General features: G+C 65.7%; 11 protein-coding genes. 2 read left to right on the top strand and 9 right to left on the bottom strand.

Annotated features, from left to right (window positions below; translation table 11 throughout):
* Positions 1-10: 10 nt before the first annotated feature.
* From GSQ89_RS17085 to ilvD, 9 genes are all read right to left on the bottom strand, one after another.
* Complete coding sequence (locus tag GSQ89_RS17085) at positions 11-796, bottom strand: ABC transporter permease (RefSeq protein ID WP_158927348.1); 786 nt, start codon at positions 794-796, stop codon at positions 11-13.
* Positions 793-1,860: an alanine racemase gene (alr, locus tag GSQ89_RS17080; RefSeq protein WP_158927346.1), complete on the bottom strand. Its 1,068-nt coding sequence runs from the start codon at positions 1,858-1,860 to the stop codon at positions 793-795. Before alr ends, GSQ89_RS17085 begins: the two co-directional genes overlap by 4 nt.
* Positions 1,850-3,349 (bottom strand): replicative DNA helicase, encoded by a 1,500-nt coding sequence (locus GSQ89_RS17075; RefSeq protein WP_158927344.1) that lies wholly within the window; start codon positions 3,347-3,349, stop codon positions 1,850-1,852. Before GSQ89_RS17075 ends, alr begins: the two co-directional genes overlap by 11 nt.
* A gap of 101 nt (positions 3,350-3,450) precedes the next feature.
* Positions 3,451-6,471, bottom strand: coding sequence for a Hint domain-containing protein (locus GSQ89_RS17070; RefSeq protein WP_158927342.1), 3,021 nt, complete (start codon positions 6,469-6,471; stop codon positions 3,451-3,453).
* A gap of 61 nt (positions 6,472-6,532) precedes the next feature.
* Positions 6,533-7,678 (bottom strand): sugar phosphate nucleotidyltransferase, encoded by a 1,146-nt coding sequence (locus tag GSQ89_RS17065; RefSeq protein ID WP_158927340.1) that lies wholly within the window; start codon positions 7,676-7,678, stop codon positions 6,533-6,535.
* Between the two features lie 3 nt (positions 7,679-7,681).
* On the bottom strand, positions 7,682-8,281 hold the full coding sequence (locus GSQ89_RS17060; protein WP_158927339.1) for a D-sedoheptulose 7-phosphate isomerase: 600 nt from the start codon (positions 8,279-8,281) through the stop codon (positions 7,682-7,684).
* A gap of 36 nt (positions 8,282-8,317) precedes the next feature.
* Positions 8,318-9,346, bottom strand: coding sequence for a dehydrogenase (locus tag GSQ89_RS17055; protein WP_158927337.1), 1,029 nt, complete (start codon positions 9,344-9,346; stop codon positions 8,318-8,320).
* Positions 9,343-10,593 carry a TIGR03087 family PEP-CTERM/XrtA system glycosyltransferase gene (locus GSQ89_RS17050; RefSeq protein ID WP_158927335.1) on the bottom strand — a complete coding sequence of 417 codons (1,251 nt, stop codon included), beginning with the start codon at positions 10,591-10,593 and terminating at the stop codon, positions 9,343-9,345. Before GSQ89_RS17050 ends, GSQ89_RS17055 begins: the two co-directional genes overlap by 4 nt.
* A gap of 100 nt (positions 10,594-10,693) precedes the next feature.
* Positions 10,694-12,418, bottom strand: coding sequence for a dihydroxy-acid dehydratase (ilvD, locus tag GSQ89_RS17045; RefSeq protein WP_158927333.1), 1,725 nt, complete (start codon positions 12,416-12,418; stop codon positions 10,694-10,696).
* Between the two features lie 137 nt (positions 12,419-12,555).
* Between ilvD and GSQ89_RS17040 the strand changes: the two genes are divergently transcribed.
* Together GSQ89_RS17040 and GSQ89_RS17035 are read left to right on the top strand one after the other, a co-directional pair.
* Complete coding sequence (locus tag GSQ89_RS17040; RefSeq protein ID WP_158927331.1) at positions 12,556-13,011, top strand: hypothetical protein; 456 nt, start codon at positions 12,556-12,558, stop codon at positions 13,009-13,011.
* A 108-nt stretch (positions 13,012-13,119) separates the two neighbouring features.
* Positions 13,120-13,860, top strand: coding sequence for a transglycosylase SLT domain-containing protein (locus tag GSQ89_RS17035; protein ID WP_158927329.1), 741 nt, complete (start codon positions 13,120-13,122; stop codon positions 13,858-13,860).
* The last annotated feature ends 4 nt before the right edge of the window (positions 13,861-13,864 follow it).

Below are 13,864 nucleotides of genomic sequence, written 5' to 3'. Positions count from 1 at the left end.
GTGGAGGGACCTACCGGGCGAAGAACATCTCGGTCAGCACGTAGTCGAACGCCAGGATCAGGATCGACGCCGTTACCACCGCGAGCGTCGTCGCCGACCCCACGCCCTGGGCACCGCCTTTGCTGTTGTAACCCTGGTAGCAGCCCATCAGCGAGATCAGGAAACCGAACACCGCGGCCTTCGCCAGTCCGGAACCCACGTCGTTCATCTGCACGAAGTTGACGGTGTTCGTCACGTAGGTATCGGCGTTGAAGCCCAGCTTCAGCGTCGAGACGATGTAGCCGCCCATCACCCCCAGCATGTCCGCCACCACCACCAGCAGCGGCAGTGCGACGATCCCAGCCAACAGACGCGGTGCCACCAGGTATTTCATCGGGTTGGTGGACAGCGTGGACAGCGCGTCGATCTGGTCCGTGACTCGCATCGTGCCCAGTTCCGCCGCCGTGGCCGCGCCAATGCGTCCGGCAACCATCAGGCCGGCCAACACCGGCCCCAGTTCCCGGGTCACGGACAGCACCACCAGGCTGGCCACCGCGCCCTGCGCCGAAAACCTGGCAAAACCGGTGTAGGATTGCAGGGCCAGCACCATGCCGGTGAACACCGCCGTCAAGGCCACCACCGGCAGGCTGAAAAAGCCGATCTCCAACAAAGCCCGGCCGAACAGACGCCCGTAGAACGGCGGACGGACCAGATGCGACAGTCCCTCCAGCGCGAAGATCGTCAGCGATCCGGCGCCTCGGCACACAGCGATCACCGCTCGGCCAATCGCGGTCAGGAAATCCAGCAACAGGGTCACGCTGTCCGATACACCCGATGAAAGCGGCGGCCCAGGGAGGTCAGGACCTCATACCCGTTGGTGCCGGCCGCGGCGGCGACGTCATCAGGGGACAGATGCGGGCCAAGCACCTCCAGCCAACAACCGGGTTGCACAGCGGGGTGATCGGTCACGTCGAATGTGGTCAGGTCCATGGAGACGCGGCCTACCAGCGGAACCGGGGTGCCGTCAAAACAGGCCGATCCGCGACTGGACAAACTGCGGTGAAATCCGTCCGCGTAGCCCAGCGCCGCGGTGGCGATCCGGCTGGGGCGGGCCGCGGTCCAGATGCCGTTGTAGCCGACCGACGTGCCAACCGGGATGTCGCGCACCGCCAGCACCCGCACCGACAGCCGCACCACGTTGCGCATCGGATTGGGCTGTCCGGGCGTCGGGTTGACGCCGTAAAGCGCCGCACCAGGCCGGGCGAGGTCGGAGCCGAAGTCCGGTCCGAGGAAGATGCCGGAGGAATTGGCCAGGCTGGAGGGTGCCGGCGGCAGCATCGCGCGCACCGCCGCGAAGCGTTCCCGTTGCAGCCGGTTGATCGGGTCGTCCGGCACCTCCGATGAAACCAGGTGCGACATCACGTAGCGGACCGTCAGGCGGTTCAGGCGCCCAGGATCGCCGGCCAGGATCGCCAGTTCCCGCGCGTCCAGTCCAAGCCGTGACATGCCGGTATCGACGTGCAGGATCGCCTGCCGTCCGCGCCAGCGGTCAATTTCGTCCAGGGAGCCCAGCACCGGGGTCAGGCCGTGGGTGACGTAAGCGTCCTCGGTTCCGGGGATCAGGCCGCTTAGCACCGCCAGCATGGCATCGGGAACAACGTCGCGGATCGCCAGCGCTTCATTCAGGTAGGCGACGAAGAAATGCCGGCAGCCGGCTTCATGCAGGGCGGCGGCGACCCGGGCGGCACCCAGGCCATAGCCATCGGCCTTGACCACGCCCGCGACGGGGCCGGACGGATGACGGTCCCGCAAAATCCGCCAGTTGGCGGCGATGGCGCCCAGATCGATCTCCAGGGTCGCCTGGGTGGCTTCAGCCGGCATAGTCGGAATGCACGAGATCGATGTCGCCGAAGCGGGTGAACTCGCCCTCGAACAGCAGCGGGATGGTTCCGGTGGGTCCGTGACGCTGCTTGGCGATGATCAGGTCGGCACGATTATGCGCCTTGTCCATGCGCTGCTGCCATTCGTCCATGGCGGCGTTGAATTTGTCCGAGCTGCCATCGAACGCGATCTCCTTGGGCATCTTCTGTTCGAGGTAGTATTCGTCGCGATAGACGAACATCACCGCGTCGGCATCCTGCTCGATCGAGCCGGACTCACGCAGATCGGACAGTTGCGGCCGCTTGTCGTCGCGGTTTTCCACCTGGCGGGACAACTGGGACAGCGCAATGACCGGGATCGCCAGTTCCTTCGCCAAGGCTTTCAGGCCCTGGGTGATCATGCTGATTTCCAGCACGCGGTTGTCCGGTTTGGTGCCGGCGGCGGGGCGCATCAATTGCAGATAGTCGACGATCACCAGCGCCAGCCCCTTGGTCCGCTTCAACCGCCGGCACCGAGTGCGCAGCGCCGACATGGTGATCGCCGGGGTGTCGTCGATCTGGATCGGCAACCCGGAGATTTCGCGCGACACCTGGACGAACTTGTCGAAGTCCTTCTGGCCGATATCGCCGCGGCGGATGCGATCGCCGGAGATACGAGCTTCCTCGCTGAGCAGACGGGTCGCCAACTGTTCGGAGCTCATTTCCAGCGAAAACACCGCGACGGTCGCCTTGGGGACGCCGTTGGGGTCGGTGGCCCGCGCCTCGGAGAGCAGCGCCTTGGCGGCGCCGAAGGCGATCTTGGTGGCCAGCGCTGTTTTACCCATCCCGGGACGGCCGGCGAGGATCAGCAGATCCGACGGATGCATGCCGCCCATCTTGCTGTCGAGGTCGCGCAGCCCGGTGGTCAGGCCGGAGACGGTGCCGGCCCGTCGGAACGCCCGTTCGGCGCCGAGAATCGCGTCGGTCAACGCGCGTTCGAAGGTGATGAAGCCGCCGGTGGTGCCGCCGTCGGCGGCGAGGTTGAACAGCGACTGTTCGGCAAACTCGATCTGCTGCGGGCCATCGAGTTCGGCGTCGGCACCGAAGGCGTTGTTGACGACGGTCTCGCCGATATCGATCAACTGGCGGCGCAGCCAGGTGTCGAGGACGGTGCGGCCGTAGTCGCCGGCGTTGATGATGCCGACCATGGCGGTCAGCAACTGAGTCAGATAGGCGGTGCCGCCGACTTCCTCCAGGATGCCGGCGTGCTCGAATTCCGCCTTCAGGGTGACGGCGTCGGCGAGTTGTCCGGCTTCGACGCGGCGGGAAATCGCCTGATAGATGCGGCCGTGGATCGGGTCGGCGAAGTGTTCGGCGGCGAGGAATTCCGAGACCCGCTCATAGGCCTTGTTGTTGGCCAGGAGGGCGCCGAGCAGGGCTTGCTCCGCCTGGACGTTGGAGGGCGGAAGGCGTTGGGAGAGGCCGAAGAGTGGCGAGTCGATGGTGTTCACGCAGGCATCCTAGCGCATGTGGCACCGTGCCGCATGAGGCTATCGGCGTGTTGGGCTGTGGATAGCGGGTGCAAGTCGAGACGCCGCGCGACGCCACGCCGTCAGGCCGCCGACGGCCGGCCATGACATGGGGGGCGTCGGTCGGTCATGCTTGCCGGCGAGGGGTCTGGCAGCCGGTACCGCAAGGCGCCGGCAATCTCGACCTCCAGCAGGCACGGGCCCGGTGCCCCCAAAGCCGCGCCTGGCATCGGCACCGCGGCGTCGCCGTTGGTCCAGCGGCGCAATGCCGTCGGGCCATGCCACTCCGGCTGCCACCAGCCCTCGCGCAAATCCGGATGGTCGAGCGGGATCGGCACCACCATCGCGCCGGTCCGCATGCGCAATCCGCGCAGCAGGATACCCAGGCTTCGGTCGTCCGCGATCCAGGGGCAGGTCTCGGATGGTACCGCCGTGCGCGACGCCAGCCGCACCGCCGCGCCGATGCGCGGCACGATGAACACATGACGCCCGGTGGACACGCTGACCGGTGCAACTTGCCGGCCGTCGACGAGAAGGCGCAAATCCGGATCTTCCGTGGTCTCGGGTTCGGACGGCCGATGCCATCCGAGTTGCACCGTTCGGGCCGCCAGCGCGCGCCAGATCGGCTCCGTCCGCGCCGGATCGTCGGCGAACGGCGCGCAGGACCATGCCCGACGCCGCGCCTGGTCGCCGGTGAGATCCGGATGCAGCACCAGCGCACCACCGGCGTTCTCGAACAGGCCGCGATTGCCGGTGTCGAGGTAGCTCTCGGCCGGCAGGTTCTCCGCCAGCAGGATGTCGTGCGCATCCAACTCGACATGGTAGTAGGTGACGGCACGATGATGCGTGTCGCGCACGATGCTGGCGCCATTGAGCAGCAGCCGCGCCGGCACCAGCATGCCATCGCCCGGCCTGCCCTCGCACAGCACGGCGTGGTCCGGTGACAGCAACAGGTCGCGGCGCGGCACGGTGTCGGCGAAGGCATTGGCCCGGATGCGGATCGGCCGGATGCGGTCGGGCGTGGGGTGGCGCGTCAGGTCCAGATGCCGGCGGCCGATCCAGCGTACCGGACGCGACGCGCCCGACAGCGTCATCACACGGTCGCCGACCTGGAGATCCTCCACTGCGATCTCGCCGCCGATCGTCAGGATGCGCGTGCCGCGGCAGTAACATGCCGGGTCGACCGTTATCAGCGTGCCGGTGCCCCCATCCGGTGTCGGGTTGAACGCGAAGTGGGAAAAATCCTGGAGCGGATCCAGTGTCAGATCGTAGCTCGCGCTGTTTTCGACCACCTGCAACGTGTTGCTGTTGATGATCGTTGCGCTGCCGCCGCTCGCGAAGCTGACGCCCTCCAGGTCGATCGCGTCACCGGCGCTGAGGCCGGAGACGGTGCCCGTCGGCATGATGGTGCCATCGAGGCGCAGCGTGGGATCGCCGGCGAAGTCGATCGGGCCGCTGCCGGCTGCATTGCCGGCGGACAGCTCCAGGGTGCCGCCGGCAATGATGAGCCCGCCGGTGAAATCGTTGATGCCATCCAGCACCAGCGTTCCGGGGCCGCTCTGCTCGACCTTGCCGGACCCCGAGATTGCCGCCGCCACGTCCTGGCTGCTGCCAGCCGTCTGGCTGAACAGCAATGTTCCGGCATCGATCAGTGAGATGCCGGAACCGAGTGCATCGGTCGTGTCGAAAGTCCAGGACGCGCCGGCATCGATGGTGATCGCGCCGAAGCCGGTGAAGCTGGTGCTGAATCCGCTCAGCGTGCCGATGGCGCTGTTGCCTTGTGCCAGCTCCAGCGTGTTGCTGCCGGAACCTCCCGCCACCTTTCCCTGAAACACGGCACCGGGGTCGATGATCACCCGATCCGAAAAAGCACCAGCGAACCGCACCGCATCGGCGCCGCCGCCGATGGTGCCGGCATTTGTCACCGTACCGGCGCCACCGGTGACGTAGACACCGTAGCTGATTGTGCTGTTGATCGACCCGGTGTTGCTCACCGTGCCGCCAGCAAACAAGCCGACGCCGTCGCCGCTGATAATGGTGCCGCTGTTGGTCACCGTGCCGAGGCCGCCGTTGACGTAGACGCCGTAATAGTTGCCGCTGACGATCGTGCCGGCATTGGTCACCGTGCCACCGGCATACAGCCCCACGCCGCCGCCGTCGGACGGCGAGGTACCCAGGATAAGGCCATTGTTGATCACCGTTGCGGCGCCGCCGACAGCACGGATGCCGTAGCGGGTGCCCTCGATCAGCGCCCCCGCGCCGGTGTTGCTGACCACGCCGCCTGCCAACAGCGTGACACCGAACTGCGCGCTGCCGGCGTTGACCGTGCCGGTGTTGCACAGGCTGCCGCCGCCGGCCACGGTGACCGTCGTATCGATCAGGCCCGCATTGCCCAGCGTGCCCGCGTCGGTCAGCACGACTGCGCCACCGATCGTGTCGGTGCTGTCGAACTGCCACGTGGCGCTGCTATCGACGTTGATCGTGCCGAAGCCGGTGAAGTTGGTAGGGAAGGCGCTCAGCGTGCCGGTGGCGGTGCCGGCTGCCAGCTCCAGCACGTTGCTGCCGCTGCCACCAATGATTTTGCCAATAAACACCGCGCCGGGATCGACGATCAGCCGATCGGCGAAAGCGCCGACGAACTGCACCGCGGCGGGGGTGCCATCGATCGTTCCGGCGTTGGTCACCGTGCCGGCGCCACCGCTGATGTAGACACCGACGTTGGTTGTCCCGGCGATCACGCCGCCGGCCGCGTTGCTAACCGAGCCGCCGGCAAACAGCACCACTCCGTCTGTTTGGCTGGTGATCGAACCGGCATTGGTCACGGTGCCGGCCGCGCCCCGGACGCGTATGGCGTAGTGGTTGCCGCTGATCAGGCCGGTATTGCCGATCGTTCCGCCGGCCCGCAGGTCGATGCCCAGGCTACCGGCGGCGGAGCCACCTGAAACGGTGCCGGCGTTGGTGATTGTCCAAGCCTGCGTCGATCCGCCGTAGATCGCCGTGCCGCCGTTCGTCTCGACCCCGCCGACAGTGGTGATGTACAGCGGATTGCTGCTGCTGCTCAGGGCGTATGTCGAAAGCAGAACAGTGCTGATCGTTTTCGACATAGTATAACCTCCCCCCTGTTAGATGCCGCAGCGTATCTAGCATAAGCCGCCAATGCCTTGTTCAGGCAATCCCGGCCAGCAGCGGCAAGGCGACGTCATGGAGGTCCCGCCCTTCCAGACGGATCGTCCGAACGCCGGCCGGCGTGGCATCGGCGGGCCGGTTCCCGATGAGCAAGCTCCGGGCAGGATCGGTTTCCCATCTGGCCATCAGGTCCAGCAGCCCATCGGGCGACGGACCCGGCGCAAGCCGATGGAATCGCGCATCGTCCAACGTGCCGCCGGCGGCACGGATTTCGTCGCCCATCCATTGGCGTTGGTCGTCGTCATGGATTCCGCTGGCAATGCCCGATTGGCCGACAACGAAAACATGGATGCCCGCATCCGTTGCCGCTCGGATCGTTGCGATCGCACCCGGTTTCCATCCGAATGGCCGGCTCCCGCTGTCGCCGGTCAGGACATCACGGTCCAGGAACAAGGCGCCACGGTGCAACCGACCAGGCAGTTCGGTCTGGGCGCGTTCAAGATCGGCCTGGATGCCGATATCGATGAAATAGCCCTCTCCGACAGTACCGCGCAGGGCGCCTCGAGTCGCCAGGACGGGCAGCACGTCACGCTCCAGCGAGCAGACCGGGCCGATGTCGTCCAGCACCGACCGGTTCAGCAAATAGATGCCCGCGTTGATCATGCCGGGACTGCCCGGCTGGGGACGCTCCTGGAAAGCGGCGACGCGGTCGCCCTGAAGTTCGACCACGCCATAGCGGGAGGCGTCGTCCAACCGGCGAAGCATCATCCGGCCAACGACCGCGTCAGGGTCCATCGCGGCATCCGCGAGCAAACGGGCAAGGTTGCAATCCAGCATCGAGTCACCGTTGCAGAGCCAGAACCGCTCCGCCAGTTGGTCACGCGCATGGTAGAGCGCGCCGCCGGTGCCGGCTCGGACCGGTTCGGTGCTGCAGGTGACGCGGACGTGCCTTGGCAGACCAGCGGTGATCGCGGGAAGCGCGGCCTGGACCACTTCCGGCAAGTAGCCGGTGAGCAGCAGGAAATCATCGACGCCGTAGCGCAGGAACTCCCGCAATAGCCAAGCGAGGAAGGGCCGATCGCCGCAGGTCAGCAGGGGTTTGGGGGTCGCGGCTGTCAACTGGCCGAGCCGCGTGCCCAGGCCGCCGATCAGTACCGCACATTGGCGAACGGTGGCCGAGGGCACGGGTCAGGCCGCGTCGCGGGGAAACATCGCCCGTTCCACCAGGGCGCAAACAATATGTGCGGCGACGATATGGATCTGCTGGATGATCGCGGTCTTGCCGGACGGTGCCTCCAGCAAATGCCGGCACCGATCGCGCATCGGACCACCAACCGCGCCGCAGAATCCGATCGAGATCAGTCCTCGGTCTCGTGACGCATCGAATGCCCGGATGATGTTGGGCGACTTGCCGGAGGTCGAAATGCCGAGGAAGACGTCGCCCGTCTGGCCAAGGCCGAGTATCTGCCGTTCAAAGATGTGCTCGTAGCCATAATCGTTGCCGGTGGCGGTGATCACCGAGGTATCGACCGTCAATGCGATCGCGGCCAGCGGGGCTCGGTCGTACATCAGCCGGGAAATGAATTCGCCGGCGATATGCTGCGAGTCGCCGGCACTGCCGCCGTTGCCGGCGATCAGCAGTTTCCTGCCCGCGCGCAGGGCGGTCACAATGCTGTCCGCCATCGCGGTCATGGTTTGCCGGTAGGCCGGTTCCGACTGGAACGCGGTCAGCGCCTCGACGGACTCGGTCAGATAGGCCCGGATGAAATCGGCATCGCCCGTTGGCATGCAATCGCTCCTGGTAACTGAATGGGGGCAGGTGGCTTAGAAGATCTTCCAGCCCTCGGTGCCGTGCCTGGTGAAGTGACAAGTCATGACGTGACCTTCTTCGCGGCCCAGGGCGCGGATCACGTCAACGCGGCGGGACGGATCGACCAGGAAGGTCATGAAGCCGCCACCGCCGGCGCCGGACACCTTGCCGGCCCGCGCCCCGGCGGCCATTGCCGCCGCATGCACCTGGTCGATGTGGTCGTTGCTGATGCTCTTGGCCAGCCGCTTCTTGGCATCCCAGGATTTGCGCATGAATCCCGCCAGTTTGTCGAAATCGCCACGCAACAGGCCTTCCTTCATGCCGTAGGCGTCGGCCTTGATGTCATGCATCGCCTCCAGCGTCGTGCCGATATTGGCGGTCAGATTGTCGGTCTGTTCTTGGATGATGGCGGCGGACGAACGCGACACGCCGCTGTTGAACAGCACCAGGGAGGTTTCCATCTCCGACAGGATCCAGTTCTTGATCCTCAGTGGATTAACGATCACGCGGTCGTCGGCGAGGAATTCCATGAAGTTCACACCGCCAAACGTCGCGGCGTACTGGTCCTGCCGGCCGCCGCCGAGACCCGCGTCGATGCGTTCGATCTCGTAGGCCAGATGGGCGATTTCGTATTCGCCCAAAGGTAGATTCAGCCACTCGACAAACGCTTTGACCAGCGAAACGACCATGGTGGACGAGGTGCCCAGGCCCGAACCGGGCGGCGCGTCGCAGAAGGTCGTGATGCGGCAGGACAGCGGCTTGCTGTCATGGAACTGGCGGATGATGCGCCGGTAGACCGCACGATGCAGGATCAACGGATAACCGATCTCAAGCGCGTCGCTCGCCGGGGCCTCGAACGTGCCGTCGATGTCGGATGCGGTGAAGGTGACCTTGCCGTCATCGGTGGGTTCGATGATCGTGTAGGCATACATGTCTATGGTGACATTCAGCACCGCACCGCCATACCGGTCGCAATAGGGCGACACGTCCGTGCCTCCTCCGGCGAGGCCAAGCCGAAGCGGCGCCCTGGACCTGACGATCATGAATCGACTCCGGCGTGAATGAACTGAGGGCTTGTCGGGGCGGTGATGCCGAGCAGCAGATCGAAATCGCGGAGGCGTTCGGCCCAGACGTAATCGGCCAGGACGCGGCGGCGGGCGGCGGCGCCGATGGCGGCGCCTTGCGGACCGGCGGCCAGTTCGCAACCGGCAGCGAAAGCGGTGGCATCCGCCGCCACGATGACTTCGGCGTTTGGTTGCGCCGCGATCCCCTCCAGCGCGTCCGGGGTGACCACGACAGGCCTCGCCATCGACATCGCCTCCAGCACCTTGTTCTGGATGCCGCGGGCAATGCGCATAGGCGCGACGCCGGCGGTGGCGTGGGCGATGTAGGGACGTACGTCCGGCACCCGGCCAGTCACGAACACACCGTTGGTTCGCGCCAGACTTTCCACCTCCGGCGCTGGACTGGAGCCGACGATGTGGAACTGGGTGCGTGGTTCGGTGCGGCGCAGAAGGGGCAGGATGTCCTCGGCGAACCAGGTCACGGCGCCGACGTTCGGCGGATAGTCCATCGTTCCGGTGAAGACGTAGTTGGGGCACGTGATGTCGTAGGGTGGATCGGCGTCGGCACCGGACCATTCCGGGTCAAAATACGTGTGGTCGACGCCACTGCTGACGGCGCGGATTTTGTCGGCGTAACCGGGCACCAGTTTGGCAAAGAACTGGGCTTCCTGCGGCGAAACGAAGGTACTCCAGTCAGCCTCACGCGCGATGCGCTTTTCCAGCGCGGCGGTCAGGCGCCATTCGCGGCTGTGTACCCACCGCATGGGGAACGTTCCGGCTTCGGCGTAGGCACGCCATTTCTCGGAATCCACGTCGGCGAGGTCCACCAGGAAGACAGGTGCGCGCAGCCCCGTATCCAGCACATACGGTGCCATGTTGGAGGAGCAGACGAACACGGCCCGCGGCTTGATCTCCGCCAGAACGCGGCGGGTCCAGTTGGCCAGGGCTTTGTCGCGATAGAAGGTGACGCTAAGTGGCTGTCCGGTGAGCAAACCACTGAGGCACGAAAACTTCGCGCGCTTGCGGTCCAGGGTGGCGAAGTGGGAACTGCTGCACAGCGCGCGGACGGTATCGACGTGTTCAAGGTCCCGCGGATCATCCACCAGGCAGCCGAGATGAACGTTATAGAACTGGCGTAAATATTTCAGGATCTGTAACGGGCGAATCTTCTCACCCTTGATCGGCGGGTAGGGAATACGCTGAGTGAGAAAAAGCAGGTCTTCCATCATTGTATCCATCAGGGCGCGGGGCAGCACATAAACAATCGCCGACGCAAAAGCGATCCAAACCGCCGGAACACCAGATCGGCCCCGTCGCCAATGTGCGTCATATGTCGGCGTAGCAATGCGTCTCGGCAGCGGTCCCGGGATGGGTCGTGGCGCCCAGATGCGCCGGCCCGACCAGTTGCGCGTATTTCCAGATCGCCCCGGCATTGTAATCGGTTTTCCGCGGTGTCCACGCGGCCTTGCGCGCCGCCAGTTCGGCCTCCGGCACGATCAGGTCGATCGTCCCCTTGGCGGCGTCGATGACGATCTTGTCGCCGTTGTTCACCAGCGCGAGCGGGCCGCCCACCGCTGCCTCCGGCCCGACATGGCCGATGCAGAAGCCTCGAGTCGCGCCGGAGAAGCGGCCGTCGGTGATCAGGGCCACTTTCTCGCCCATGCCCTGGCCGTAGATGGCCCCGGTGGTGGACAGCATCTCCCGCATGCCGGGGCCGCCTTTGGGACCCTCATAGCGGATGATGATGACGTCCCCGGCCTTGTAGGCTCGGGCGTCGATCGCGGCGAAGGCTGCTTCCTCGGAATCGAAGCACAGGGCGGTGCCCTCGAAGTGCAGGTCGTGCAGCCCGGTGACCTTCACGATGGCTCCGTCGGGCGCCAGGCTGCCTTTCAGGCCGACCACGCCGCCGGTGGGGGAGATGGGGGTGGAGACCGGGTAGATCACGTCCTGATTGGGGGGGAAGACGACATCCTTGTGGTTCTCGGCCAGGGTCTTGCCGGTGACGGTCAGGCAGTCGCCGTGCAGCAGCCCGCCATCCAGCAGTGCCTTGATGATTACCGGGATGCCGCCGACGTTGTGAACGTCGAAAGCGACGTATTTGCCGCTGGGCTTCAGGTCGGCGATGTACGGCGTGCGGCGCATGATCGCCACCACGTCGTCCATGGTGAAGCGGATGCCGGCTTCATGCGCCATCGCCGGCAAATGCAGCCCGGCATTGGTCGATCCGCCCGTCGCGCCCACAAGCACCGCGGCGTTCTCCAGTGACTTTAGAGTCACGATGTCGCGCGGGCGAATGTTCTGCTCGATCAGGTTCATGACCGCGCGGCCGGATTCGACGGCGAACCGGTCCCGGTCCTCATACGGCGCGGGTGCGCCGGCGGAGCCGGGAAGCGCCAGGCCGATGCCCTCCGACACCATCGCCATGGTGTTGGCGGTAAACTGGCCGCCGCAGGCACCAGCCGAGGGGCAGGCTGCGCATTCCAGTTCGTGCAGGTCTTCGTCGGACATGGCGCCCGCCGCGTGCATGCCGACCGCTTCAAACACATCGACGACCGTGACGTCGCGGCCCTTGAATTTCCCGGGCAGGATCGAGCCGCCGTACATGAACACGCTGGGTACGTTCAGCCGCAGCATCGCCATCATCATGCCGGGCAGGGATTTGTCGCAGCCGGCCAGGCCGACAAGGGCATCGTAGCAGTGGCCCCGCACCGTCAGTTCCACGCTGTCGGCGATCAGGTCGCGTGAGACGAGGGACGACTTCATCCCCTGGTGCCCCATCGCGATCCCGTCGGTGACGGTGATGGTGGTGAATTCCCGCGGCGTGCCGCCATTTTCGGCAACACCTTTCTTCACCGACTGAGCCTGGCGGCTGAGCGCGATGTTGCAGGGCGCGGCTTCATTCCAGCAGGTGGCAACGCCGACGAAGGGCTGGTCGATCTCGTCCTCGGTCAGGCCCATCGCATAATAATAGCTGCGATGCGGTGCTCGGCTTGGCCCCACCGTCACGTGACGGGACGGCATCCTGGATTTGTCCCAGCGCCTGGTCAGCATGGACGTTTCCTTTCCGGTGGCATCGATCCGGCGGTTATAGAGCATGATCGCCCGCGGCGGCACGGACAAAGCACGCCGTTAAGGCGACGTTAGGGTTTCCCGGTGTAACGGTGCCCCCCGGAAAGACCGAGGTGGCCATGCGACGCGTAGCATCGACGATAGCAATCGCGGCGTTTCTGGCCGCCGGCCCGCTCTACGCGTTCGAAGCGGCAGGCACCGACATCATCGGCCTGCATCTTGGCATGTCGGAATCCGACGTCGTCGCCGAGTTGGCGCATCAGGGCTATGCCATGGTCCGCGCGCCGGGGTGGATTACCAGCGACACGAAAGATGGGCGATTGCGGGTCGTGCTGTCCGCCGAATACGGCGTGACGGGGATCACCTACGTCTTCTCCGGACGGGGCGTCGGCGGACCGGCCGGAGTCCGGGAAGCCATCCTGACCCGGTTCGGCAACCCGGATCAGGCGACTCCGCCGACGTGGTGCCGGGCGGTGGGACGCGACGGGCTGTGTCCGGCGGATCAGGCCACACTGACGTTCTGGCCGGAGTCCCTGACGATGCGGCTGGCGGCTGGACGGCTTCGGGCGCCATGAGTTTGCCGGCTGGCCGTCCAGAACCGGCGGCTTTCGCGTGGAGATGACCGGGCGTCCGTCAACCTTTTGTTCATCTTTGACTGGTACAGCCAGCCCATGAACGGGCGCGTGATCCTTATCCTGCTGGTCTTGCTGGCGCCTTGCCGGGTCATGGCGGATCCCAATCCGGCGTTGCCGCTGACCACCAACCAGATGTGCCGCCAGGCGATCGCGGCGGCGGAGCGGGCGCATGGCATACCGCCGCATTTGCTGGCAGCGATCGCACGGGTGGAGAGCGGACGGCGGGACGAAGGTTCCGGCACGTTCAACCCGTGGCCCTGGACCATCAACATGGATGGGCAGGGCACATTCTACGACAACAAGGCGCAGGCCGTGGCGGCGGCAACGATCATGCGTCCACGGGTCACCAAATCGATCGATGTCGGATGCATGCAGATCAGCCTGACACAGCATCCGAACGCGTTCGCGGACCTGAACCAGGCATTCGATCCGGCGGCGAACGCCGATTATGGCGCCAGATTCCTGGTGCAGTTGTACGGCAAGACCAATTCGTGGCCGAAGGCGGTGGAACTGTATCACTCCGCCACGCCGGGGATCGGCGAGGATTATGGGCGGCTGGTATCGGCGGCGTGGCCGGAGGAGCAGAAGCTGGCCGAGCAGACGCAGCCCATTGCGTTGACGGGCGGCTGGGCGGCGGGGGTCAATCGGTCATTGCTATCCTCGCCGCTGCGATCGAACGTTCCGCACATCATTCCACTGGTGCCGGGGCTTGGCGGTGCGGCGCCGCCCGGCCGGTCCCTGGCGTCGTATCGCGCGATGCCGGTGCGGTTGGCATCCCGGCTACCGTAGGGGA

It is taken from the genome of Acidisphaera sp. S103 (assembly GCF_009765975.1).
In the GTDB taxonomy this organism is placed as follows: domain Bacteria; phylum Pseudomonadota; class Alphaproteobacteria; order Acetobacterales; family Acetobacteraceae; genus Rhodopila.
The sequence above is the reverse complement of the archived record's forward strand: the minus strand, read 5'-3'. Positions and strand labels throughout refer to the sequence as shown.